This is a genomic window from Hydrotalea sandarakina, assembly GCF_003254115.1.
GTDB classification, from domain to species: domain Bacteria; phylum Bacteroidota; class Bacteroidia; order Chitinophagales; family Chitinophagaceae; genus Hydrotalea; species Hydrotalea sandarakina.
In genome coordinates this window covers 258,844-284,516 of the sequence record NZ_QKZV01000002.1, presented here as the reverse complement: position 1 = coordinate 284,516, position 25,673 = coordinate 258,844, and the positions used below count along the sequence as shown (strand labels likewise).

The window sequence follows — 25,673 nt, the reverse complement described above, 5'->3', positions numbered from 1 at the left end:
TAATTGCAATAAAGCAGTTTGCCGTATTATATTTGCAGCATGGAAAATAAACCAGTTAGGGTGCGCTTTGCCCCTTCGCCTACAGGCGGATTGCATTTAGGTGGTGTACGCACCGTTTTATTCAATTATTTATTTGCCAAACAACATGGCGGCACCTTTATTGTGCGTATTGAGGATACCGACCAAACTCGTTTTGTTGAAGGTGCTGAACAGTATATTTTTGATTGTTTACAATGGTGTGGATTAACACCTGATGAGAGCCCTGTTAACGGTGGCCCATTTGCGCCATACCGCCAAAGTGAACGTAAAGCCATTTACAAACAATATGCATTGCAATTGATTGAAAAGGGCTATGCCTACTACGCTTTTGATACCCCGGAAGAACTGGAAGCCAAAAGAAAGCAATTCCCTAACTTTCAATATAACCACCAAACCCGCTATCAGTGCAGTAATTCACTCACCTTAGCGCCTGAGCAAGTATTAGAAAAATTAGCCAATAACACACCCTATGTTATACGCATTAAAATGCCCGAAAATGAAACCGTTACTTGCAACGACCTCATTAGGGGAAAAGTAGAGTTTAATACAGGCCTGAGTGATGATAAAGTGCTTTTAAAAGCAGATGGCATGCCTACTTATCATTTGGCCGTAGTGGTTGATGATTATTTAATGCAAATTACTCATGCTTTTAGAGGGGAAGAATGGTTACCCAGTGCACCTATTCATATTTTATTATGGCAATATTTATTTGGGTTAAATAACATGCCGCAATGGGCACACCTTCCCTTAATTTTAAAGCCCGATGGCAACGGCAAACTAAGCAAACGCGATGGGGAACGTTTGGGCTTTCCTGTATTTGCCATGGACTGGACCGACCCTGCTACGGGTAATACCACTAAAGGGTTTAAAGAACGTGGTTTTTTACCCGAAGCATTTGTGAATATGCTGGCTATGCTAGGTTGGAATGATGGCAGTGGTCAGGAAATATTTTCGATTGATGCTTTAATAGAAAAATTCTCTATTGAACGCATACACAAAGGCGGTGCCCGTTTTGATTATGAAAAAGCCAAATGGTTTAACCATAGCTGGATACAGCAATTGCCGGTACAACACTATGCAGCTGAAGTAAAAAAATATTTTAGTGCTGCAGGCATTACCATTACCCATAACGATTATTTATACCGTGTAATGGAATTGGTTAAAGAACGTTGCCATTTACTACCCGATTTTGTAGAACAAGCCGGTTTCTTTTTTCAACATCCTACTAACGTTGATACCAATGCCATTGCAGCTAAATGGAATGAAGCTAAACAACAGTTTTTTGCAGAGTTAATGCGCAACCTTGAATTAATGTCGATTTGGAATGCCGAAAGTTTAGAAAACGATTTTAAAGAAATGGCTGCAGCGCATCAATTAAAGCCCGGCGAACTTATGTTGCCGTTTAGAATTATGCTGGTGGGTGGAAAATTTGGTCCGCATGTTTTTGATATCGCTGCTTTAATTGGTAAGGAAGCAACTATACAGCGCATTAAACACACGTTACAATTATTGACAGCATAATTAGATCTGCACAATAAAATGTATTACCTTACTGCTATTCAATGAAGCGGTTAAATACTTTATTATTCCTTTTAGCCGGCGTGCAGTTTGTATTGCCTTTTCTTTTACAAAATGGCAGATACGAACCACACCGCGATGAATTCTTATACTTAGCCGAGTCACGCCATTTGGCCTGGGGCTATATGGAGGCCCCGCCATTACTTTCGCTGTTAGGATGGATAACCAACCATTTAGGTACTCAGTTATTTTGGATTAAAATGTGGCCGGCACTATTTGGTTGTGGCACTTTTTTACTTGCAGGTACCATTACCCTAAAATTAGGAGGAAAAGTATTGGCACTGCTTTTTACCTGGTTCCCATTTGTGTTTGGGGCCTATTTGCGTTTATTCTTTTTATTCCAGCCTAACTTTTTAGAAGTATTTTTTTATACAGCTATTGCCTTTTGTTGGTTTCAATGGGTATTAACACAAAACAGCAAATGGATATACGTTAGTGGCATTGCATTGGGTATTGGTTTGCTAAGCAAAGCTTCCGTTTCATTTTATGCTGTAGGATTATTGACAGGTTTATTATTAACCCCACAACGTAAAGTATTTACGCAAATCGCTATTTACATTGCAGCATTGATTGCCGTTGCTATTTTTCTACCGCATTTCATTTGGCAATACCGGCACCATTTCCCAGTATTACACCACATGGAACTTTTACAAAAAACACAGTTGGTACATATTGCTTATACCGATTTTATTAAAGGGCAGTTATTGTTGAATGTATCGTGCATCTACATTTGGTTAGTGGGTTTATATTGGTTACTTTTCTCGAAAATGGGAAAGCCATTTAGACTGTTTGGATGGGCTTACTTAACCGTTATTGTTCTTTTGCTGGTACTGCATGGCAAAGACTATTACGCACTGGGACTATATCCTATTTTATTTGCTTTTGGCGGTTTTCAAATTGAACAATTTACACAAATCCATGCGCGTTGGTTATTATATCCCGCATTTGTTTTTACTATTTTGATAGGTCTTTTGTTATGGCCATTGTTACTACCTGTTACATCGCCACAACAATTAGCAGCCTACTATTCCGCCACACATTTAAAGAAAAGCGGTTTATTAACTTGGGAAGATCAGCAACAACATAGTTTGCCGCAAGATTTTGCCGATATGATTGGCTGGAAATCAACCACCCAAGCACTGGCAAATTTTTATAACCATTTACCTGCTGATGAGCAACAACATACCATTATATTTTGCAGAAATTATGGATGGGCCGGCGCAGTTAATTTTTATGGGAAACAGTATCATTTACCGGAAGCGTATAGCGATGAGGCATCCTTTTTATTATGGCTGCCTCAACAAAATAATGCATCTGTAAACAACATTATTTTATTAGCCAAACACTTACCTGATGCGAATGATACTGCCTTCCATTTTTTTGAAAAATATTCAGTAATTGATTCACTTAATAATGCATTTGCCCGAGAGAATGGAACAAAAATTATATTTTTTCAAAAAGCCAACCCCGGATTTGGCTATTGGCTAAGCAGCAAAATCAACAGTTTGCAAGCCCCATTCAATTCACCTGCTGCAAAATAACCATGCTTTACTTACTTTTGTCGGCACCAATAAGGCAGTATGACCAATGCATTAAACAGGCCCATTAGGGTGTTAATTGCCAAAGTAGGTTTAGATGGGCACGACAGAGGAGCCAAAATAATTGCTACCGCCCTGCGCGATGCCGGAATGGAAGTGATTTATACCGGGTTGCGCCAAACACCCGAAATGGTGGTAAATGCCGCATTGCAAGAAGATGTGGATGCCATTGGTATCAGCATTTTAAGTGGTGCACACATGACTGTGTTTCCACATATACTTGCTTTAATGAAAGAAAAACAAATGGACGACGTTTTATTAACCGGTGGCGGCATTATTCCGGAAGAAGATATTGAAACATTGCAGCAAATGGGGGTTGGCAAATTATTTACACCGGGCACACCGGTTACTGAAATTGCTGATTATATTCAACAATGGACATTAGAACACAGAAAATTTTAAACTATGTATAGCACTATTTTAACTGAATTAAAGAACAACATATTTACCATTACCATTAACAGACCTGACAAGCTGAACGCATTAAACAAAGCAGTGTTTGAAGATTTAAACAAAGCTTTAGATGAAGTATATACAAATGAAGAAATTCTTTCGGCTGTAATTACCGGAGCAGGCAATAAAGCTTTTGTTGCAGGCGCTGATATAACTGAATTCAAAGGCCTTACCGTTGAGCAAGGAAAAGAACTGGCCAAAGCCGGACAAGATACTTTTTTTAGAATTGAAAACTGTCCTAAACCAATTATAGCTGCCGTCAATGGGTTTGCGTTAGGTGGTGGTTGCGAACTGGCTATGAGTTGCCATTTTAGGGTGGCAGCCAACAATGCTAAATTTGGACAACCCGAAGTAAACTTGGGCTTAATACCCGGCTATGGTGGTACACAACGCTTGGCACAATTAATTGGCAAAGGCCGTGCTATGGAATTATTAATTAGTGCCAACATGATTGATGCTGCTACTGCTTTACAATATGGCTTAGTAAATCATGTATTTGAACCCGAACAACTATTAGCCGAAACCTATAAAATCTTAGCCAATATTAACAGCAAAGCACCTTTGGCTATTGGCGCTTGTATTAGTGCATTAAATGCCGGTTATGATGAAGCCCGCGATGGCTATGCAGTAGAGATAGACGCTTTTGGCTTTTGCTTTGCTACTGATGATATGCAAGAAGGGACTCAAGCATTTATTGAAAAAAGAAAAGCTGTGTTTAGCGGTAAGTAAACCCACTATAACACAGCTTGTAATAATTTTTCGGGAAGTTGGTAAGCAGCAATTTGTTTTAAATAAGGCAAATTTTTTGCACCACTCACTACAACAGATAACTCTGTTGCTTTACAAGTTGGGAAAAACACCATGCGTTGATGCCCAACAGTTGTAATGGGTATTGTTTGCTGCACTTCACCATTAATACTAATGCTAATATTTACGCTGCTAATGGCCTGCCCCTTCGTTAGGTCTTCTTCCAGCACCACACAATTCATTGATACCGATTCTTTAAAAATGTAGTGATAGGCCGGATATCTTCTTTTCACATCTTTTCGGTTGGTATGGTTGGTTGTAACCATTGCGCCCCGTTGCAATAAATTTTTGGCAAAAGCCTCTTCACGTAATTGCTTAAATTGCATTAACGCCAATGAATCTTCACTATTAAAAAGGCCTTTACGGTTAGGTGGAACATTTAATAATAAATTGGCACCACGCCCTACACTTTTAGTGTAAATATTCCACAACTGCAAGGGTGTTTTTACCAAACTATCCTCGTTGCTATGGTAAAACCATCCGGGCCTAATACTTACATCGCATTCAGCAGGGATATAACAACAACCATTATAATTGCCCGTTTGCAAAGTATCGGCTGGTGGTGCACCAATGCCGGGGGAAAATGTAGCAGTATCTAACGTATTCCAGTTGGTTGTACCGGCTATCCCTTTTTCATTACCCACCCAACGTATATCAGGGCCAACATCACTGAAAATAAGTGTTTGGGGCGATAGCTTTCGAACGGTTTGTATAAACAAAGGCCAATCATAAATCTGCTTTTTGCCATTTGGGCCTTCGCCATTGGCACCATCCCACCACAGTTCGGTAATAGGCCCATAGTTGGTAAAAATTTCTTTCAACATATTCACAAATACAGCATTATAGCCAGGTGTGCCATATTGCGGATGATTCCTATCCCAAGGCGATAAATACACACCAAATGACAAACCATATTTTTTACAGGCTACTTCACAAGCTTTCAACACATCGCCTTTGCCGTTTAGCCATTTGCTTTGAGCTACCGTATGAGTACTGTATTTACTGGGCCATAAACAAAAACCATCATGGTGTTTAGCAGTTATAATCAATCCTTTTGCACCGGCCGCTTTTGCAATTCGTGCCCATTGTTCACAGTTCAAAGCAGAGGGATTAAAAACATTTTCGGGTTCATTACCTAATCCCCACTCTTTATCGGTAAAAGTATTCGGGCCAAAATGCACAAATAAATACAAATGCTGATTTTGCCAGGCCAATTGGGCTTGTGTGGGCTTGGGCAATACGGCTAATCCGTTAGCATCGGTTTGTGCCTTTCCCATCATTACCATCCATAAAAAGCATATGCCTAAAGTAATTCTATACAACATGGGCAGATAATTGGTATTATGTGCTCAATATTAGTCATTCTTTTCTTAACGAAACAAAAACCACAATTTTAATGGCAAACAAAACTTAGTCATAACTTTGCGGCCACATAGGCAAAAAATCTTTTTACATTAAAAATAAACCATATGGAATACAGAATTGAAAAAGATACCATGGGCGAGGTAAAAGTTCCGGCACATGTTTATTGGGGCGCACAAACAGAGAGAAGTGTAGAGAATTTTAAAATTGCCAGAGATATTAATCAAATGCCCAAACCCATTATTCAGGCATTTGCGTATTTAAAAAAAGCGGCAGCCTTAGCCAATTTTGAATTGGGAGTTTTACCCGAAGAAAAATGCAAAGCCATTACAACTGTATGTGATGAAATTTTAGCCGGCCAATTAGACGACCAATTCCCTTTGGTAGTTTGGCAAACCGGAAGCGGCACACAAAGCAATATGAATGTAAATGAAGTAATTGCCTATCGTGCTCACGTATTAAAAGGCGGAAAATTAACCGATAAAGAAAAGTTTTTACACCCCAATGATGATGTGAATAAATCACAATCCTCAAACGACACTTTTCCAACGGCCATGCATATTGCAGCTTATAAAATGTTAATAGAAACAACTATTCCCGGTATTACGCAACTACGAGATACCTTGGCCGAAAAAAGCAAAGCATTTATGCATGTGGTAAAAATTGGTCGTACCCACTTTATGGATGCTACCCCATTAACCTTAGGCCAGGAATTTAGCGGTTATGTTGCCCAATTAAACCATGGCTTAAAAGCTATACAAAACAGTTTAGCCCATTTAAGTGAATTAGCGCTGGGAGGCACTGCTGTTGGTACCGGTATTAATACGCCGAAAGGATATGATGTATTGGTGGCCAAAAAAATTGCTGAATTAACCGGATTACCTTTTGTTACTGCAGCCAATAAATTTGAAGCTTTAGCTGCACACGATGCTATTGTTGAAGCACATGGTGCACTTAAAACAGTAGCTGTGAGTTTAATGAAGATTGCCAACGATATTCGCATGTTATCATCAGGCCCACGGAGTGGCATTGGCGAAATACATATTCCGGATAATGAACCCGGTTCTTCTATTATGCCCGGTAAAGTAAACCCTACACAATGTGAAGCATTAACCATGATAGCCGCTCAGGTATTGGGTAATGATGTAGCCATTAACGTTGGTGGTGCTACCGGCCATTTTGAGTTGAATGTATTTAAGCCTATGATGATTTATAACTTTTTACACAGTGCCCGTTTAATTGGCGAAGGCTGTGTAAGCTTTAATGAAAAATGTGCAGTAGGCATTGAACCCATTGAAGCTAATATTAAGAAGCATGTTGACAATTCACTTATGTTGGTAACAGCTTTAAATACCAAAATTGGTTATTATAAAGCCGCTGAAATTGCGCAAAAAGCCCATAAAGAAGGTACTACATTAAAAGAAATGGCAGTTAAATTAGGGTATGTAACACCTGAACAATTTGACGAATGGGTGGTACCGGCCAACATGGTAGGTTTGTAATATTGAAGAAAAAGTTTCTGACAAATAACACAACGGGCATGGCATTATTCACACCCGTTGTGTTATGTTAACACTAATTTATCAAAGAAATTATTGGCAGTTAAAAAAATTAATGCGTATGATGAGAATAAAAAGTTAAACCCACAGATATATTAAAAATATTCAACTTAATTTATACATTTACAAATGTTTTTGGAAAGAGAATTTATCTTCAATTTTATTACTCTGTCCTTTTTTATTTTATTACAGTATTAGTATCATATACTGCAATTACATATTTTGGATTTGGAGTGCCTGATAAATCTGAGTAATAAAAGCCTTTATTTAATTTTCCATCACTTAAATTAAATCTAGATTCAATTCTGAAATCATGGGCATTAATATTTATACTGCTGAATGGAATGATAATTATCGAGTGTTTACTTGCTTCTATTTTATCAACTTTAAATGTTTTATCTTGAACGTTTAGAATCAAAGAATTTATTGTTTCATCGCTCTTATTTTCAATAATGATTTTAAAATCTTTCTTGTTGCAATAAATCAAGAGGCTAGAAAATAGCAATACGATAAAAAATATATGTTTCATTAATTATTGATTTGTCGGTGTAAGTTGAGTCGAGTTTGTAATTCCATGTGTTGCAGTTAATGGATTGTTTACTCCGTTAGCTCCCCAAAAATTCGGGTCTTGTGATGGAGAAAGAACAGGTTTTAAATATCTTAATTCTCCATTTGTAAGTTTAGTTAGTACATCATCACCATTTGCAGCTGAAAAGCCGGTAATAATACCTGTATTTTCGTTATAATACAATTTGTTATTACTACTGCATCCTTTACTTGTTAAATTAGTTGCATTGTCATAAAATGTTAAATACTTTCCCTGACTATCCTGACCAGTGCCATCTATAGTAATAAAGTGGTCAGTTTTGCCATCTGCATTTTTTGAACTTGGAGTTCCAGGTCTATTGTCTACTCCAACAATAACGGGCTTACTGTAGATGAAAAGAATTACAAATGCCGACTGATTGTTCGTCAGCCGGCATTTTAGCAATGCAATGTTGTAGGCAGTGCTTTGCGTTAATAGTAAAACACTCATAAGTTCTAATCTCTTGAAGTTTTATTTTTATTCTGTCTTCGAAAGAAGGAAACTGCAATCTGGTCTAATTCTTTACTGTTTCTATAACTTAAGCAAACATTTAGGGTGACTTTCCTATTTTCAATAGACCAATTTGCCTCGTTTCTTTTTGTAAAGGATTCTGCTAGGCTATCTACTAATTGTTGTAATTGAGGATCATAGTTTAATTGATCAATATTAGCACTCTGAGATGCGTCTAAGGAATCAAGCATTAAGCTAAATTTTTCTGGGTACAATTTTTTTAGACAATTAATAAAAACTTCATTTTTGAAATTAGTGTACCCTTTACCCTCGTGTAAAGTAATTGTGTTTTTATTCGGATTACCGCCTTGTGACTCCAAAGTATGGCTGCACGATAAAGCTGTGAAAGCCCACAATGCAATCGAAATAATTGTTTTCATATACATTTTATTGTAGTTTCCAAACATCTATGTAACGAATTGGGCCATCAAAATGGCAGCCGCCATTAGGATCGCATGTTGCATTTGGGAAAAGAATATCGGCGTGCCCGGTAGCCCAATTATAATTACTGGAAACCATTGAATAAATACCTTTGATACCTGTTAGCAGAGATGGAAGGTTTGCGCCTTTTGTACCTGCCTGACTTGCGTTGTAATGAACGCTATTTGCGTTGTAGTATTCGCCAATAGCAGTATTTGGATTTGCACACCCAAAAGTTTTTCGCATCCATCGATTTAGATTCTCTGCGCCTAAAAAATAATACTTTCCATCACTACCTTGATATGTTTGATTTGGTATATGTGGGATATTGACACCAGAATAATTTAAAGCTTTGGAAACTCTTGCAGCGCAAGTGTTTGCCGTACTATTAGGGCCAACTTTTGTTAGCACAGCGCCGCCTATTGAAGCATATAATTTTGCGGGAGAGTCATATAGAGGATCAGATCGTTTTGGATAGGCTGATTCAAAAGAACTCCATGCCGGGAGGTTTTGTGGCGGGAACGTATTATTCGGAACATCCCAAAAAGATAAATCAGAAGATTCGTCAAGGCCCTCGTCAGGTGATAAAAACTGATTGTAAAAGTCTTGGAAATTTACACTAGGGTTATTGCTTAAGTAATCTATTGCCCATCTAACAAAATCTTGCTCTTCAAGCGAATAGTTGGATTGGTTAAGGCGATTAGTAAGCGTACTAACTATGAAGAAATTATTTGGGTCGTTCCAAAAGTATGTTTGAGACGGTGACAACGTTGTCACGAAATTTTGTAGAGGTGTGGCTCCGCCCCCTCCACCGCCAAAGCCCGTCCACCACCAACTCCAATCGGGTTCATAAGGACCACTTCCTCCACTGATACCGCTAGGATTCCAGGGAAAATAAGGATAACCGGTGCCATAATCCCACCAATTACCATTCGTATTCCCGTTGCCACCAACACCATCTATAATGTTATCTCTGGGTGTTGCACAACTACAACTTCCACCACCTGTACAATCAATGATAATAGTTAAAGTTACAGAGTAACTTTCTGTAAAGTATACAGTATTCCCATCAAGGGTAACTTCGAATGAATATGAAATCGTAACTTCTATGCTCATTTCACAACCACCAGCCACCATTGTTCCTTTTGATGATTGTGTGCTTTTGGTGTTGGTTTGCTTTGACGCATTAAATACAACGGCCACATCCCTTATTTTTCCCTCTATCGGCGTTTTAACTTCTAATACCTTCTGATTATTAATTTCCTTTTCAAAATACCCAAACATTGCCTGCGTATTTAATAAGTTATTTTTAGCCTCTACCGTTTTAGGTTGAATTGCATTTAATGAATCCCGATTATACAACCGGTAAGTATATAAATTATCATTGTGTTTATAAGCCACTATGTACGACTGTATGGTATTAGCATTTTGCGCTTGCAATGGTATAAAAAATATACCCTGACTGCCTTCATTTGTACTACTTTGGCTATGTTTTGTGAGGCTGCCTGCTGCATTAACCCCATAAGTAGATAATTGATTACCTGAGTTAGAATGATTGCTGCTGTATATTACTTTGTCCCATCTCGGTATCCCATTTTTGGTTATAAAATCAGGTAAAAAATGAAACATACTGTCCTGCCTTCTAATATCGGCAGCCAATTTTTTTATGACAGTATCATTTGTTGTGTTGGTATTAAAAAACTGTTGTTGTAATTGCGCATAATTGGGGCTTTTAATATTGGGCAAACTGTCGTATTTGCGGCAACCAAACAAAAAACCAACCATACTAAAAAGAATATAAAAGCAAATAATTTTTACCGCATTTGTTTCGCGTATACTGCGGGGGGGGGGGGTGATAAATGATGATAATTTTTTCATAGTAAATTGATTTTAGTGATGATAAAAATAATTAAAAATATATTAAATTCAAATTTATTTTTACCTTTTTTTAATTAATTATTTCGCCATTTTTTACGGCTTCCCTAACAACTTCCACCCTTTTCCCATACATCTACCTATCAACAGCGTTGCGCAACGCTGTTGACTCGAAGCAGTCTCGAAGCAGGGTCAAAGCAACTAGCAATCAACCCCCATTCAGCAAAGGTTAGTTGGCACCCCGTTGAATAATTGCAGTCCTACTGCACCAAGGGTAATTCCTTCCAACGGGCGGTATAACGGGGGCTGCGCAGTTCCTGACGCATTTTCCAGTTGCGGCCGGTTCCACCGGCCGCAAAATGCAATACATCATTCCGCATGCTTCCATTAATATTATCCATTACTTCCATTAATTTACCGTTGGCATTACCGGATGGCGGCACAAATAAATTGCCGGGCGGCGCTTCAGCAGGTATAATACCACTTAACAGCACCCCTGCTTTCTTGTATATTTTGCCGGGTGCATACAGCTGCTCGGCTAATTGCAAAGCCGGCTTTATCAGCTCATTGGTATTAGCAGTGGCATTAGGCAATATTACTGAAGCACTTACCGAAGGACCATGCCTGAAATGCCCACCCGGTAACTGCTCGGCTTTATATACCATAAATACCGTAATAACCGATGCTACACTTTTTTGCCTACGCAACTTTTCGGCAGCACGGGCTATATAAGTTGCTACCGCCTCTTTTACCTGCTGCAATTCCGTAACGGGTACACCAAACATGCGGGTAGTGGCAATCATTTTTTTGGTAACCAATTCATCGCCCAGCCCAATAGCCGGTTCGCCATTTAGCTCTTTTAACAATCGGGCACCCACAACCCCGCCCAACTGTTTGCGTACCCAATTTTCGGGCATAAGACTTAACTGCAGTGCATCATAAATACCAAAGTTGTTCAACTTTTCGGCATAACGGCGGCCAATGCCCCAAATATCGCCTACCGGTGTTCGTGCTAATGCCTGCTGTATTACTTCAGGCGTATCTAACACATATACGCATTGCGTGGCTTGTTTATTTTTTTTAGCTATATGGTTGGCCATTTTACTCAGCACTTTAGTAGGGGCAATGCCCACCGATACTGAAATACCCGTCCACCGCTCTACCGTTTTGCGTATGTGCAAAGCCAATGCTTTATAGTCGGCAACCTTCCAACCCGACAAGGCTAAAAAAGCCTCATCAACCGAATACACTTCCGTGTTTTGTTCGCCCACCAAAAAGCGCAAAGTATCCATTACTCGCTTGCTCATGTCGCCATATAAATTGTAGTTAGAGGAAAACGTAGTTACGCCATATTGTTCAATAAACGGTTTGGCTTTAAAATAAGGACCGGCCATTTCAATCCCCAATCGCTTAGCCTCATCGGTTCGGCTAATAATACAACCGTCGTTATTGCTAAGCACCACTACCGGCCGGTTCCATAAATCGGGTCTAAACAAACGCTCACAACTACAATAAAAACTATTACAATCAACAATAGCATACCATATATCCTTATTTTTATCGGCATTGGCAGCCGTTGTTGCAGGCAGTGCCGTATTAACTTGTTGTGTATTCATACCACACTAAAAACAAACGAAATATTTGAATAAACGAATAACTGATGCCCATTGTCCGGAACGATGAAGTGATTGCGACGCAACCGGCGATGCTACAAGGTACTACAGCCGGTATTACACCTTACAACAAATGAAATTTACATAACGGTACCTCATTGCTGTAATTATTTTTACATTTTAACAATACCCATTCCGTTGCCATAAAAGAAGCATAAAACACCTGCTGTGCATAGTGGCTAACAGCTTTTCGGTACACATTAGGCGGCAATGCTGCAGCAAGGGGTATATGGGCACGTTGCATTGTTTGTAAATGCGGAAAACCATTGTCACTAATATAATTATCAATGGGTTGTAATGCCTGTATCCATTGCTGAAAACAAACAGGTTGTTGCACACGTACATATATGGTATGTTCGGGTACACTGCTGTAATTGTTTAATGTTACCGATAATGCATGTTGCATACCGGCAATGCGTTGCAAGTAACGCAACAAAGTATCTTCCATGGCTTCGTGGGCAGTAAAATGGGCTATGCACAACCTAGGCGCACCACACACATACCCATATTGTGCCGTAAAAAATGCCTGTTGTTGCCGCAGCATTTGCTGTACAAAATGGGGCAAGGCTACCACTAAACTGTATGAATAGGCTGTTTGTTGAAGCTTGTCTGCCCCCGTTGCTGTTAATGATACTGTGTGCATAAACATTTTTTTGATTGTCAACAAATTTAGCATAAAATTGCTAAATAATTTAGTAAACAGCAAAATATTTTTTTATGATAGATAATATTGCCTACACGCCTGCCTACCGTGGCAGTAAAGATTTTACCCAACACCACATTCCCACCGCCAATGCCAATGGTTTTGGTGCTGCCGCCGACGATTATATGGAACGGGGTATTGACCTGAATGAACAACTGATTATGAACAAGCCGGCTACCTTCTTCTTCCGTATGAACGGTGATGCCATGACGGAGGCCGGCATTCATAGCGGCGACGTGTTAATTGTTGACAGAAGTGTACCCATAGCATCGGGCAAAATTATTGTGGCGGCTATTAACGGTGAGCTATTGGTGCGGCGGTTGCAAACGCATTTTAATCGCGCTACCCTATTGGCCGAAAACAGCCGTTATGCCCCTATTGAAATTACCGAATTTAGCGAGCAGTACATATGGGGTGTAGTTACCTGCGTTATTCATATTTTAGAAAAGGGATTATTATCGGGCGGAACGATTAACAAACCCAATAGCAACAACAAAAAAGGCATTCATTATTAGTGTGTCACCGGCTTTTGTAGTGCTATGCGGCACCGCTTGCGTCGCACACTTGTACTGCAACAATACGGGGCAGCATTTACTGCTACTAACGAACAGGCATTTGTGTAAAAAAAGTATTACACATTTATTGTACACAACCACCAACACCATGAACAGCAATCCCAATCAACAACCCTTACCTGCCCAAAAAGAAGCAGCACTGCAATACCTGAAAGGCAGAGGGGCACAAATAAACACCCCCAATCATTTTTTACAAAACCATACCGAAAAATGGCATATTGAAGCCATAGATGATTGGGAAAACACCAACTGTCCTACACAATATATTTTTACCAAAGCAACAAGCATTGTAAACAAAGTAGATAGCCCCGATGTAGGCATGCTATACAGCATGAACCCATACCAAGGCTGCGAACATGGCTGCATTTACTGCTATGCCCGGAATGTACACGAATATTGGGGCTATAGCGCCGGCACCGATTTTGAAAGTAAAATATTGGTAAAACAAAATGCACCGGAATTGCTGCGCCATTTTTTAATGAAACCAAGCTGGCAATGCCAACCTATTGTATTAAGCGGCAATACCGACTGCTACCAACCTGCCGAACGAAAGTTTAAACTTACCCGGCAATTATTACAGGTGTGCCAAAGTTTTAATCAGCCGGTGGGCATTATTACTAAAAATGCAGCCGTATTACGCGATGCAGATATACTGCAAGCCATGGCGGCCAAAAACCTGGTAAGCGTATTGGTAAGCATTACCTCACTAAACGAACCCCTGCGCAGTGTAATGGAACCGCGCACTACCACCGCTACCCAACGCTTACGCATTATTGAAACTTTAAGCAAAATGGGGGTACGCACCGGAGTAATGTTAGGCCCTATGATTCCCGGCTTAAACGAACACGAAATGCAACCCATTATGGAAAAAGCTGCCGCTGCAGGCGCACGCTTTTCAGCCTATACCTTTATTCGGCTAAATGGCGCCATTGGCAGTTTGTTTAAAGACTGGCTGTTTAAAAATTTTCCCGACAGGGCTAATAAAGTGTGGCATTTAATTGAACAAGCCCATGGCGGGCAGGTAAACGATAGCCGCTGGGGGGTTAGAATGCGCGGCGAAGGCCCCATTGCGGCATTGGTACAACAACAATTTAAAACCTATAATCGCAAATACCAACTAAATGCCGAACATTGGCAATTAAATACGCAGCAATTTATGCGGCCGGGTACACAGGGTACACTTTTTTAATAAAAAACAAGTAGCACTAAAAAAACAGTTATTAATGAAACTGTGCATTATAAATTTTGGCATTATTTTTTATGCGTAAATACATGTAATCAAAATACTTGATAATTTTTTTTAACATCCAATAAAAAATTTCGTCACATAAACAGCGTTATTATTACAAACACTATCATTACATTAACATTTACCATTAATTTTACCGCATGAAGGCAATTTTTAAATATGGCATTGTTGCATTAACCATTGTATTTCTTTTTCAGGCATGTAGTAAAGAATATAGTTACGAAACCGGAAAGGGCTATAGCGGTGTTGCCATTGGCACTTTACAAGACAGTACCGGAAATTGCCAAAATGTATTTGTGAATGGTAATTATACAGTTGATAGTGTATTAAATGACAGTAATTATATTGTAGTAACTGTTAATATCATTTCCCCGGGCAAATATTACATTTATACTGATACGGCAAACGGTTTTTGGTTTGCCGATTCTTCCATTGTTTTATCAACCGGCACCCAAAACATTAAATTAAAAGGCTATGGCAAACCTATTTTACCGGTTGATGCCAACTTTGTTATTACTTTCGGCAGCTCGGCATGCCAGTTTACCATACCATACAACACAGCAGTAATTGGCAATTATTTTCCCACTACTGCAGGCAGTTATTGGACTTACAACGATAGTCAGTTAAATGACACTATTACTACCCGTGCTTTATCGGTACTCGCAAATGTTGCCAACACGGGACAAACCTATGCAGTATTTATAGATAGATTAGGCGATACTTCGTTATACAGAAGAAGTGGTAACACCTATTATACCTATGGCAGTCTTTATCCAGACCCGTCGGTAAAACCTGTGGAATATGCCTTTTTAAAAGCCGGTGTACCGGCAGGTACTAGTTGGGATTCTCCCATTGTTTCAGTAGTGGTATCCAATCAAAATGTAAAAGTAAAATACCATTTTACCCTTTTGGGCAGTGGCCTTACGGCTAGTTATAATGGCAACAATTTCACCAACGTTATTAAAGTTCAACTCGATATTCAGGCTTTGGTACCTCCCGCTATTAATTATGCTACGGCTCAAACATCGTATTTCTATTATGCAGAGGGAATTGGTTTAATTGCTATTGAAGTACCGGGTAGTACCACAGTAATGCCTTATAACTCTACCCTTACACAATGGCATGTTAATTAATAAACCGGACATTAATTCAACATTGTAAAGAATGGCAGCTACAATTGTAGTATGGCATATGCCTAAAATAAACATGTAAATCTGTTCCGTGAAACATGTATTAATATGGATGTTATTGAGTTTTGCAAGTTATGCTTGTCATAAAAGCAATACCGTTACTTCCGGTTGTGACATACTAAATACCTACGCCCAAAATGCACAAAAGGTAACTATTACAAAAGGGGTATGGGGTACTGTATCATTAATGGAAGGCAATTGCATGCCCATGGTACCGCCGGCCACCAATACCTGTAAGCATTGCCCTGTGCAGCGTACAATAAAAGTTTACCCTTATACGTTACAGCAAAATGCAACATTGGTACCCAATACCGCTAGTTTTTACGAAAGCTTCAATGTACCGGCGGTGGCAGAAATTACAGCAGATGCTAATGGCTTTTACGAAATTAATTTACCCGATGGGCAATATTCCTTAGCCATTGTTGAAAATGGAAAACTTTATGCTTCCGGATTGGATGAACAGGGTGGACTAAATCCGGTTACTATTAACGGCGGTGTACAAAAAGTAAACCTCATTATGACTTACAAAGCAGTTTTTTAAAAGGATATCAACTGCACCTTTATTGTAGGTAATTTGCGTGTTCACTGCTATACTTTATTGGTAAACCCACAATAATAATTGTGTATTAATCAATAGAATAATCCTGTTCCCATAATGAATGTTAGGAATTGCTACAATCTATGCCATATTTGAAAAGCCCAACAATTAAGAAACTTTAGCCTCCTTTGCAGCAGTTTCTTTTTCGGCTTCTGCATGTTTTTTCCCGAAAAATTTATTTTGAAATAACAGTAAGACAATTACGCCTACTGAAATAGAAGCATCAGCAATATTGAATACGGGCTCAAAAAATTCAAAACGTTCACCACCCCATACCGGAAACCATTTAGGATAATAAGTATCGATAATCGGGAAATAAAGCATATCAACCACCCTGCCATGTAAAAAGTTGGCATAGCCACTGCCAAAGGGTACCAGTTTAGCTACATTTTGAGCAAACACATCACTATTCTCAAATATTAACCCATAAAACATACTATCAATTAAATTACCCAATGCACCTGCATAAATTAGTGATGCACAAATAATAAAACCGGTGTGGTATTTTTTTCTGATAAAATCGCGCAATAAAAACGTACCCCAAATAACGGCTACCAATCTAAATAAGGTTAAAATAATTTTTCCGAAACCACCCCCAAACTTCCAACCCCAAGCCATTCCTTCATTTTCAACAAAATGTAGCCGAAACCAATTGCCAATTACATTGTGTTCTTCCCCGGCGTAATAGTGCAGCTTTATATAAAACTTTAGTGCCTGATCGGCCAGTATAATAGCAGCTATCAGAATAATAACGTGTTTCGCTTTCACTGAATGTTTTTTAAAGCGGCAAAGATATATGAATTGCTGCTGTGTTTACCAATACCTTAATTAGGCCAGGTATTTTCCTACAAATGGCAGCTTTTGCATTTCCTTTCGCTCAATTTTTAACAAAAACCCTATAAACAATAACAGCAATAGTGTGGCTAAAATATAACTAAAGGCATAATGTGTAATATAGGCTGTTATGGTATGGTGTATAAAAAATAACAAAAATGCTATAACCATATAAGCTATTAGTTTTTTCCAGGCATAAGGTATGCGGTAAACTTTTTGCCCCCATACATAACTAATTACCATCATACTGCCATAACAGGTAAACGTTGCCCATGCGCAGGCCATGAAACTAAAGTATGGAATAAATACATAATTAATGATAATGGTAATGGCGGCTCCGGCTAAAGTAACCCAGGCACCTGCCATGGTTTTATTGGTAATTTTATACCAAATGCTCAGATTATAATAAATACCCAAAAACATATTGGCAAATAATAAAATGGGTACAACTTTTAACCCCGACCAATACTTGGGACCAATAAAATGTTTCCATACCGGCAAATACAGGGCAACCACCAAAAACATAATAGAAATAATCATCACAAAAAACTTCATTACCCTTGCATATACTTTTTGTGGATTATTGCTTTCGGCTTGCTTAAAAAAGAAAGGCTCGGCACCCATTCTAAATGCCTGTATAAATAATGTAATTAAAATAGAAAGTTTGTAACAAGCATTGTAAATGCCTACTTGTTCTTCTCTAAATGTTTCAGTTCCGGGCAACCACCATCGCAACATTAAACGGTCAAAGGTTTCATTAATCATACCGCCCATGCCCGCAATAACCAAGGGTAAAGAATAAATCATCATTTGCTTCCACAAACGTGCATTAAACTTTAATTGTATTTTGGCTATTTCCTTCCACAACAATAATAAGGTTACCGCCGATTGCACCACATTCGCAAAAACTACATACACTATTGGATTGGTTTCAGTATTAAAAACCAATACTACCCAACTGCCTTTGGGCTGTTGCATTTGCTTGGGACAATACACAATGAAAAACCAGGTAATAAATATGTTTAATAAAATACCTGCAATTTTTACAAAAGCAAATTTCAATGGGCGTTCTTCTTGCCGCAACTTGGCAAAAGGAATGGTGGATAAAGCGTCTAAACTAATTACAATAATACTTAATCGGATAATTTCGGGAAAATTGGTTAAGCCGGTAAATGCTCCAAATGCGGACTGATTTAGCCACAAAATAATTGAAAAAACAATGGTAGAAAAAAAAAGCGATAAGGCTGCCGTATCGTATATAATATTTTTATTTTCTTCTTTGGATGAAAACCTGAAGTAAGCCGTTTCAAAACCATATGTAAACAATACATTCAATATGGGTATAGCAGCATAAATTAAGCCCATTTTACCATAGTCGCTGGTTTTTGCCAGGCCATAGGTAAGCAATGGAGTAAGCAAATAATTAATGAAACGGGCAGCAATGGAGCTGGCTCCATACCACATGGTTTGTCCGGCTAATTTCTTTATACTACTCAATCGTTGAATCTTTATAAGGCGCTAAAATAACAAATAGGTTACAGTTAGTGCTGTTATTGAGCAAATACTTTAACAGTTTCATTTAATGCACATGTTCGGCAGGTGGCTGATTATTGAAGTTAGGCGGCGCAAATCGTGGATTTTTTAAGAATGTAGTATCAGTTAACGTATATAAAAAAGCTGTTAATTGTCCTATTTCATAATTAGAAAGCGGAAGTTTGTTTTTCAGCAAACTGTCGGTAGTTGGCCCTACTACCATGTTTTTTCTGTAATGGTCAAATACATTAATCAGAAAAAAGAAACGACCATCGTGTCCGTAAGGTTCAGTAACGGCTACATTTCGCAAACTGGGCACTTTAAATTTTAACGAGTCCGACGGATTACCCGTTATTTTCATACGTCCTTCATCTTTTAACACAGCATCCATGGGCATACCGTTGTTTCGGTAACTGAAATCGGTAAAAAAGGGTTCGGCATGGCATGAGGCACATTTTTGTTTAAAAATGGCATAACCTAAACTTTCCGGTAAATTAAATTGTGCTTCGCCCCGCATTACTTTATCATACTTACTGTTACTGCTTACCAACATTACTTCAAACTGACTTAAAGCTTGCATAATACGTTGCGTTGTAATTTGCGGACTACCAAAAGCAGCTTTAAACATAGCTCTGTATTCCGCATCAGCACTTAATTTTTTAATAATATTTTCAACCGTCTCAGCCATTTCATTGGGTGCGGTAATGGGTGCTAAAGGCTGTGCATCTAAATGGTTAATGCCCCCATCCCACATAAAAGCTTTTTGCCAAGCTAAATTTTGTAAAGCAGGCGCATTGCGGGTAGTGAATGAATTATCATACCCATGACTTAAATTATGATCATAAGTAGCAAAAGCAGCAAATTGCTGGTGGCAACTGGCACAAGGAAAATTTCCATCTTTACTTAATCTGCCATCATAAAATAATTTTCTGCCTAATTCAAAGCCCTGCAAGGTTACCGGATTTTGTTTAAAATCATACACAGGTTGCGGCCAGCCGGGTGGCACTTTAAACACTAACGGTGTAGGCTTGCTGCCATTATTGGTAAAAGCAGTAGCTATTACTAAAAAAATAAGAATGCCTGCTATGGTAATTTGCCACTTCATATACTTAATACACAATATCGCCTTTATTGAACTTTTAATAGTTGAAACATATTGCTGTAATTATCTGCTATTTGCATAGCCAATTTACCCGGTGAATGACATAACGGATGGGCTTTTATGCTCAACGCATTAACACCATTAAACCAGCTTAATACATTTGCACCAATTGTAATGGTTGTCACTTTATGGGAACTGTTAATGGGTATATATATGGTTCTTGCGGCATTCTCATTATGCTTATAACCACCCACATGATAACTGAATGTTTGTTGTGGAAGCGGCGAAGCAGTTGAATTACCTTCTAACTTAGCGAAAATGTAACCGGTATTCCATGTCCAGAACATACCCAACATAGGATCTAAAGCACCCGTTTGAATACCGCTAACATTTTTTATACTATCAACCCCAATGGTAAAAGATACTGCACTAAGCATTTGTGGTTGAATAGGCAATGCAATGTTCCAGGTGGCAGTATCGCTTGCAGAAAATAAATAATAATTATTTTTTACCGGAATAGTTTTACCATGAACATCTTTTACCTGAATATGGCTTACATAAAATAAAAATTTTCGAACTGTTATTGGTTCACCGGCTTTTGTTTGATAAATACTGTCATCCAGCACCAACGAAGTATTTCCCGCAAGGGGAATAAATTTTAATTGCAGGTTTTGGGCAAATGAGCCAATTACCACCAACATACCCAACATCATCATATACAATTGTTTCATGGCAATTTCCTTTTAATCGTTATGGGTTTTCCAATTTTTATTCCGCAATTGTTTAATAGCCGAGCGGTTTTGTTTATCCATTTGTTTTTTCAGTTTAGAGGCAGCAGTAGGTTGGGTAGCTATGCGTGCTTTTTTAGGTTTTAATGCCGCATTTACCCATTCATTCATTTTAGCAATTACCAAAGCTTTATTGTCTAACTGCGTTCTTGCCACTTGCGATTTTACCAGTAAAAAACCATCTTTGGTAATTTTGTGCCGTAAATGTGTGTTAATTTGTTGCTTTTGTTCTTCACTCACCAAATTCGATTGCATAATGGGCCAACGCCCCTCAACCATGGTTTCCACTTTATTTACATGTTGCCCACCCTTGCCACCACTGCGGGCAGTTGAAAAAATAATTTCATCCTGAATATTTATCTTCATACTTCTGTAAAGTTAAACCATTCATTGCAACGCATATGCGAGTAGTTATACAAAGAGTAACAGAAGCATCAGTAAAAGTAAACGAACAAACAGTAGGTGCCATTCAACAAGGTTTATTGATTTTGGCCGGTATTGAAGCAGCCGATACTGATGAGGATATTGAGTGGTTAAGCCATAAAATTGTACAACTACGCATTTTTAATGATGCACAAGGACTTATGAATGTTAGCTTGAAAGAAATAGATGGCAACATTTTATTAATAAGTCAGTTTACCCTACATGCAGCAACCAAAAAAGGGAATCGCCCCTCATTCATTAAAGCAGCCAAACCGGAAATAGCTATTCCCATTTATGAAAAGCTAATTGCAAGTTTAGAAAATGCCTTAGGCAAAAAAATTGAAAAAGGCATTTTTGGTGCTGATATGAAAGTAGCTTTGCTAAATGATGGACCTGTTACCATTTTCATTGACTCGAAAAATAGAGAGTAGCAGTTGTTACCAATTGTTATGACAGCAAAAAACGATATTACCAATAAGGATGATTTATTAGCATTAATGGAAGCATTTTATGCTAAAGCATTAAAAGATGAATTAATACAACATTTCTTTAATGAAGTTGCGCATTTAAATTTACAAACACACTTACCCATCATTGTAAATTTTTGGGAATCAGTGTTGTTTGATACTGCAACCTATAAAGGTAATGCAATGGCTGTACATCAACACTTGCATCAACTTTCGCCTTTTAACCGGGCGCATTTTAATCGTTGGGTAAGTTTATTTCAACAAACAGTGGATGAATTGTTTGCCGGAGAAAATGCCGAAAAAATAAAACAACGTGCCCAATCTATTGCAACTATTATGGCATTAAAAACCATTTATAAAAACGCATAAATAAAAAATATATGACTATTGCGGAAGCACAACAACAGGTGGATGAATGGATTAAAACCATTGGTGTTCGCTATTTTAATGAATTAACCAATTTGGGAATTTTAATGGAAGAAGTGGGTGAGTTAAGTAGAATAATGGTGAGAAAATATGGCGAACAATCATTTAAAGCTGGCGAAAATGCCGATGCGTTGGCCGATGAAATGGCTGATGTGCTTTGGGTACTAATTTGCTTAGCCAATCAAACGGGTGTTAATCTTACAGAGGCATTGCAAAAAAATATGATTAAAAAAACCAATCGTGATGGCAATAGGCATCAATTAAACCAAAAGCTGCAATAAACAAACAATTGTTTGTATAAAAAATACAAAAGCAGCTGCATTAAACATTTTCAGACAAGTATATTTGCACATTATGAGTACGCAACAAGACAATAATTTTCAGGCCATTATAGCCCATGCCAAAGAGTATGGCTTTGTTTTTCCCAGTAGCGAAATTTATGATGGATTAAGTGCAGTATACGACTATGGTCCGTATGGCAGTGAATTGAAAAAAAATATTAAAGATTATTGGTGGAAGAGCATGACGCAACTGCATGAAAACATTGTAGGTATTGATGCCGCTATTTTCATGCACCCTACTACCTGGAAGGCTAGTGGACACGTGGATAATTTTAACGACCCAATGATTGATAATAAAGACAGCAAAAAGCGATATAGGGTTGACCATTTAATTGAAGCACATGCAGCCATTTTAGAAGATCAAGGCAAACAGCAAGAAGCAGATGCACTGTTACAGGAAATGGATGCTTTATTAGCGAAAGATGATTTTGCAGGATTAAAAAAATTAATAGAAGATCATAAAATTGTTTGCACTATCAGTGGTACTTGTAACTGGACCGACATTCGTCAGTTCAACTTAATGTTTGAAACACAATTGGGTTCTGTTACCGATGAAGCCAGTACCATTTACTTACGCCCCGAAACTGCACAAGGTATATTTGTAAACTTTTTGAATGTGCAAAAAACAGCCCGCATGAAAGTGCCATTCGGTATTGCACAAATTGGAAAAGCTTTTAGAAATGAAATTGTTGCCAGACAATTCATTTTTAGAATGCGTGAGTTTGAACAAATGGAAATGCAATTTTTTGTACGGCCCGGTACCGAAGGCGAATGGTATAAATATTGGAAACAAGTGCGCCTGCAATGGCATTTAAGTTTAGGATTACCGGCAGAGAAATATAGATATCATGATCATAGCAAATTAGCGCACTATGCAAAAGAGGCTTGTGATATAGAATTTGAATTTCCTTTTGGCTTTAAAGAAGTGGAAGGCATCCATTCGCGCAGTGATTTTGATTTAAGCCAGCATCAAACCTACAGCAAGAAAAAAATGCAATATTTTGATGCAGATATTGATCCTGCTACCAACAAACCTTATGGTAATTATGTACCTTATGTTATTGAAACATCTATTGGCTTAGATAGAATGGTATTACTTATACTTTCGCATGCTTATGAGGAAGAAACCATTCAAAAGGAAGACGGCACTACCGATAGCAGGGTAGTGATGCATATTCCCGAAAAAATTGCTCCGATTAAATTAGCAGTTTTACCCCTTACCAAAAAAGATGGTTTACCGGAAATAGCACGCGATTTAATGGATGAGTGCAAAAATTATTTCAGGTGTTTTTATGAAGAAAAAGATGCCATTGGTAAACGCTATCGTCGTCAAGATGCGATTGGAACACCATTCTGCGTTACCATTGACCATCAAACAAAAGAGGATAATACGGTTACCATTCGTTACCGTGACTCTATGAAACAAGAAAGAATTTTAATGAGTCAGGTAAAAGATGTAGTAATGAATGCAATAGCATAAACAACTCCAACTAAAAAGGCTGTAAACTTAAACTTTACAGCCTTTTTTATTAATTCAACACTTCAGGATTGTCGTTGTCTAACTGCCCCGGTTCAGCTTCAGGCTCGGGATCATGCTCACCGGCTCGTTCCACTTCATCGCCTGCATATTTTAAATCATCTTCCCTGTTTTCATTCCATTCTAAAATAAAGTTGTTTCTTCCTTCACCAACCATAATTTTCATAAACTTTTGTTGTACTAATTCCAATATGGAAAGAAACAGGAATATGGCGTGAATACGGTTTTCACATATTTCAAATATGTTTTCAAAAGTTACCGATTTTTCTTTTGCCATAAATTCCAACATATAATCGCGGCTACCTTCAATAGTATAATTATAACGGACTACCGTATGCGTAGGTCGTTTTTGTTTGTCTTGCATACGCTGCATTACCCTTTCAAATGTTTTCATTAATTTAAAAAGGGTAATGGTTTGTATTTCAGTTCCTTCACCGGCTTCTTCGGTAATTTTCGCCATTTCAGCTTGTAAGTTACCCCGCTTGGCTAATAACTGACGATTGGCTTCCATTTCAGCCAATTGAGCTGCAGCCTCTTTGAAACGCTTATATTCTAAAATTTTATCAACCAATTCCTGGCGTGGGTCAATTTCGTTACCTTGTGCATCAACCTCTTTACGTGGCAAAAGCAGTCGGGCTTTAATACGCATAAGCGTAGATACAAACAGAATAAATTCACTGCTCAACTCAATATTTAAGCGCTCCTGCGCATGTATGAAATCGAGAAAATCATTAATTATTTTGCTGATAGGTATATTATAAATATCTAGCTCATCGCGTTCAATGAAGAACAGCAATAAGTCGAATGGGCCTTCAAAATGCTCAAGTTTAATTTGGTAGGTTTCCTGATTCACATTTACAACTTTAATTATTGCAAATAAAGGAAAAGCAGTGGTATTTTCCCTACTATCTATCCTTTATTTATCCACCAAAAAACAACCGCCCGAAGGTATTCGGGCGGAAGGCATAACGCTTGATTATTTTTTTAATGCATCGCGAATTTCCATTAACAATTGCTCGGTAGGTGTTGGTCCGGGCGGAGGCGGTGGTGGCGGTGCTTCGGTTTTGCGTTTTAATCGGTTCATGGCTTTTACCAGTAAAAAAATAACAAAAGCCAGAATTAAGAAATTAATAACCGCAGTTACAAAGCTACCCCAAGCAAATACTGGTCCTAATTTTTTTGCTTCGGCAAGGGTTAAACCCATGGTTACTTTTGAAGAAAGAGGCAGGTACAAATTGGTAAAATCTGCTTTGAATAAAATGCCTACTACGGGCATTATTAAATCATTTACTACCGAATCAACAATTTTTCCAAAGGCAGCACCTATAATAACACCGACTGCCAGGTCCATTACGTTGCCTTTCGTGGCAAATTCGCGGAATTCTTTAAAAAATGACATATTTTATGCAAGGTTTGGTTGAATTAAAAATATGTGTATTTCACTATA

At 38.3% G+C, this 25,673-nt stretch carries 27 protein-coding genes; 13 read left to right on the top strand and 14 right to left on the bottom strand.

The window, feature by feature from the left end; all coding sequences use genetic code 11:
• Positions 1-39: 39 nt before the first annotated feature.
• From gltX to LX80_RS04165, 4 genes are read left to right on the top strand one after another with little or no spacing between them, the layout of a single operon-like run.
• On the top strand, positions 40-1,560 hold the full coding sequence (gene gltX / locus LX80_RS04180) for a glutamate--tRNA ligase (protein WP_111293794.1): 1,521 nt from the start codon (positions 40-42) through the stop codon (positions 1,558-1,560).
• 41 nt (positions 1,561-1,601) lie between these two features.
• The gene (locus LX80_RS04175) at positions 1,602-3,158 is read left to right on the top strand and encodes an ArnT family glycosyltransferase (RefSeq protein ID WP_111293793.1); all 1,557 of its coding nucleotides are present in this window, start codon (positions 1,602-1,604) and stop codon (positions 3,156-3,158) included.
• 39 nt (positions 3,159-3,197) lie between these two features.
• Positions 3,198-3,617, top strand: a complete 420-nt coding sequence (locus tag LX80_RS04170; RefSeq protein WP_111293792.1) for a cobalamin B12-binding domain-containing protein — start codon at positions 3,198-3,200, stop codon at positions 3,615-3,617.
• A 3-nt stretch (positions 3,618-3,620) separates the two neighbouring features.
• Complete coding sequence (locus tag LX80_RS04165) at positions 3,621-4,397, top strand: enoyl-CoA hydratase/isomerase family protein (protein ID WP_111293791.1); 777 nt, start codon at positions 3,621-3,623, stop codon at positions 4,395-4,397.
• A 5-nt stretch (positions 4,398-4,402) separates the two neighbouring features.
• Here the strand turns inward: LX80_RS04165 and LX80_RS04160 are convergent, their stop codons facing one another.
• Positions 4,403-5,800, bottom strand: coding sequence for an alpha-L-fucosidase (locus tag LX80_RS04160; protein ID WP_245897963.1), 1,398 nt, complete (start codon positions 5,798-5,800; stop codon positions 4,403-4,405).
• 144 nt (positions 5,801-5,944) lie between these two features.
• On the opposite strand from LX80_RS04160, the gene fumC reads away from it, so the two are divergent.
• Complete coding sequence (gene fumC / locus LX80_RS04155; protein WP_111293789.1) at positions 5,945-7,339, top strand: class II fumarate hydratase; 1,395 nt, start codon at positions 5,945-5,947, stop codon at positions 7,337-7,339.
• 235 nt (positions 7,340-7,574) lie between these two features.
• Here the strand turns inward: fumC and LX80_RS04150 are convergent, their stop codons facing one another.
• From LX80_RS04150 to LX80_RS04125, 6 genes are all read right to left on the bottom strand, one after another.
• A complete protein-coding gene (locus LX80_RS04150; RefSeq protein ID WP_146250371.1) occupies positions 7,575-7,925 on the bottom strand; it encodes a hypothetical protein in 351 nt (116 codons plus the stop codon).
• Between the two features lie 3 nt (positions 7,926-7,928).
• A complete protein-coding gene (locus LX80_RS04145; RefSeq protein WP_111293787.1) occupies positions 7,929-8,432 on the bottom strand; it encodes a hypothetical protein in 504 nt (167 codons plus the stop codon).
• A gap of 5 nt (positions 8,433-8,437) precedes the next feature.
• Positions 8,438-8,872, bottom strand: coding sequence for a hypothetical protein (locus LX80_RS04140; RefSeq protein WP_146250370.1), 435 nt, complete (start codon positions 8,870-8,872; stop codon positions 8,438-8,440).
• A 7-nt stretch (positions 8,873-8,879) separates the two neighbouring features.
• Positions 8,880-10,790: a T6SS effector amidase Tae4 family protein gene (locus LX80_RS04135; RefSeq protein ID WP_111293785.1), complete on the bottom strand. Its 1,911-nt coding sequence runs from the start codon at positions 10,788-10,790 to the stop codon at positions 8,880-8,882.
• Between the two features lie 257 nt (positions 10,791-11,047).
• Complete coding sequence (locus tag LX80_RS04130; protein WP_111293784.1) at positions 11,048-12,403, bottom strand: Y-family DNA polymerase; 1,356 nt, start codon at positions 12,401-12,403, stop codon at positions 11,048-11,050.
• A 121-nt stretch (positions 12,404-12,524) separates the two neighbouring features.
• The gene (locus LX80_RS04125) at positions 12,525-13,103 is read right to left on the bottom strand and encodes a hypothetical protein (protein WP_146250369.1); all 579 of its coding nucleotides are present in this window, start codon (positions 13,101-13,103) and stop codon (positions 12,525-12,527) included.
• 74 nt (positions 13,104-13,177) lie between these two features.
• Between LX80_RS04125 and LX80_RS04120 the strand changes: the two genes are divergently transcribed.
• The 4 genes from LX80_RS04120 to LX80_RS04105 all read left to right on the top strand — a co-directional run bounded on the left by LX80_RS04120 (position 13,178) and on the right by LX80_RS04105 (position 16,718).
• The gene (locus LX80_RS04120; RefSeq protein ID WP_111293782.1) at positions 13,178-13,678 is read left to right on the top strand and encodes a LexA family protein; all 501 of its coding nucleotides are present in this window, start codon (positions 13,178-13,180) and stop codon (positions 13,676-13,678) included.
• A 148-nt stretch (positions 13,679-13,826) separates the two neighbouring features.
• Entirely contained in the window at positions 13,827-14,927 is a 1,101-nt protein-coding gene (locus tag LX80_RS04115; RefSeq protein ID WP_111293996.1) for a PA0069 family radical SAM protein, read from the top strand.
• A 200-nt stretch (positions 14,928-15,127) separates the two neighbouring features.
• A complete protein-coding gene (locus tag LX80_RS04110; protein WP_111293781.1) occupies positions 15,128-16,120 on the top strand; it encodes a hypothetical protein in 993 nt (330 codons plus the stop codon).
• Positions 16,121-16,208: 88 nt separating this feature from the next.
• The gene (locus LX80_RS04105) at positions 16,209-16,718 is read left to right on the top strand and encodes a hypothetical protein (protein WP_146250368.1); all 510 of its coding nucleotides are present in this window, start codon (positions 16,209-16,211) and stop codon (positions 16,716-16,718) included.
• Positions 16,719-16,883: 165 nt separating this feature from the next.
• On the opposite strand, the gene LX80_RS04100 is transcribed toward LX80_RS04105, so the two are convergent.
• The 5 genes from LX80_RS04100 to arfB all read right to left on the bottom strand — a co-directional run bounded on the left by LX80_RS04100 (position 16,884) and on the right by arfB (position 21,398).
• Positions 16,884-17,543: a lipoprotein signal peptidase gene (locus tag LX80_RS04100; protein ID WP_211307695.1), complete on the bottom strand. Its 660-nt coding sequence runs from the start codon at positions 17,541-17,543 to the stop codon at positions 16,884-16,886.
• A 60-nt stretch (positions 17,544-17,603) separates the two neighbouring features.
• Positions 17,604-19,106, bottom strand: a complete 1,503-nt coding sequence (locus tag LX80_RS04095) for a lipopolysaccharide biosynthesis protein (RefSeq protein WP_245897961.1) — start codon at positions 19,104-19,106, stop codon at positions 17,604-17,606.
• Positions 19,107-19,188: 82 nt separating this feature from the next.
• Complete coding sequence (locus LX80_RS04090) at positions 19,189-20,247, bottom strand: cytochrome-c peroxidase (protein WP_111293778.1); 1,059 nt, start codon at positions 20,245-20,247, stop codon at positions 19,189-19,191.
• A gap of 23 nt (positions 20,248-20,270) precedes the next feature.
• Positions 20,271-20,975, bottom strand: a complete 705-nt coding sequence (locus LX80_RS04085) for an MbnP family protein (RefSeq protein ID WP_146250367.1) — start codon at positions 20,973-20,975, stop codon at positions 20,271-20,273.
• A gap of 12 nt (positions 20,976-20,987) precedes the next feature.
• Positions 20,988-21,398, bottom strand: coding sequence for an alternative ribosome rescue aminoacyl-tRNA hydrolase ArfB (gene arfB / locus LX80_RS04080; RefSeq protein WP_111293776.1), 411 nt, complete (start codon positions 21,396-21,398; stop codon positions 20,988-20,990).
• Positions 21,399-21,433: 35 nt separating this feature from the next.
• Here arfB and dtd point away from each other — a divergent pair, with 35 nt between their 5' ends.
• The 4 genes from dtd to LX80_RS04060 all read left to right on the top strand — a co-directional run bounded on the left by dtd (position 21,434) and on the right by LX80_RS04060 (position 24,169).
• Positions 21,434-21,886 carry a D-aminoacyl-tRNA deacylase gene (gene dtd, locus LX80_RS04075; protein ID WP_111293775.1) on the top strand — a complete coding sequence of 151 codons (453 nt, stop codon included), beginning with the start codon at positions 21,434-21,436 and terminating at the stop codon, positions 21,884-21,886.
• 18 nt (positions 21,887-21,904) lie between these two features.
• Positions 21,905-22,291 carry a group III truncated hemoglobin gene (locus LX80_RS04070; RefSeq protein ID WP_111293774.1) on the top strand — a complete coding sequence of 129 codons (387 nt, stop codon included), beginning with the start codon at positions 21,905-21,907 and terminating at the stop codon, positions 22,289-22,291.
• A gap of 11 nt (positions 22,292-22,302) precedes the next feature.
• Entirely contained in the window at positions 22,303-22,629 is a 327-nt protein-coding gene (locus LX80_RS04065) for a nucleotide pyrophosphohydrolase (RefSeq protein ID WP_111293773.1), read from the top strand.
• A gap of 73 nt (positions 22,630-22,702) precedes the next feature.
• Entirely contained in the window at positions 22,703-24,169 is a 1,467-nt protein-coding gene (locus LX80_RS04060; RefSeq protein WP_111293772.1) for a glycine--tRNA ligase, read from the top strand.
• Between the two features lie 49 nt (positions 24,170-24,218).
• Here the strand turns inward: LX80_RS04060 and LX80_RS04055 are convergent, their stop codons facing one another.
• On the bottom strand, positions 24,219-25,079 hold the full coding sequence (locus tag LX80_RS04055) for a segregation and condensation protein A (RefSeq protein WP_111293771.1): 861 nt from the start codon (positions 25,077-25,079) through the stop codon (positions 24,219-24,221).
• 123 nt (positions 25,080-25,202) lie between these two features.
• On the bottom strand, positions 25,203-25,625 hold the full coding sequence (gene mscL, locus LX80_RS04050; RefSeq protein ID WP_111293770.1) for a large conductance mechanosensitive channel protein MscL: 423 nt from the start codon (positions 25,623-25,625) through the stop codon (positions 25,203-25,205).
• Positions 25,626-25,673 lie beyond the last annotated feature (48 nt).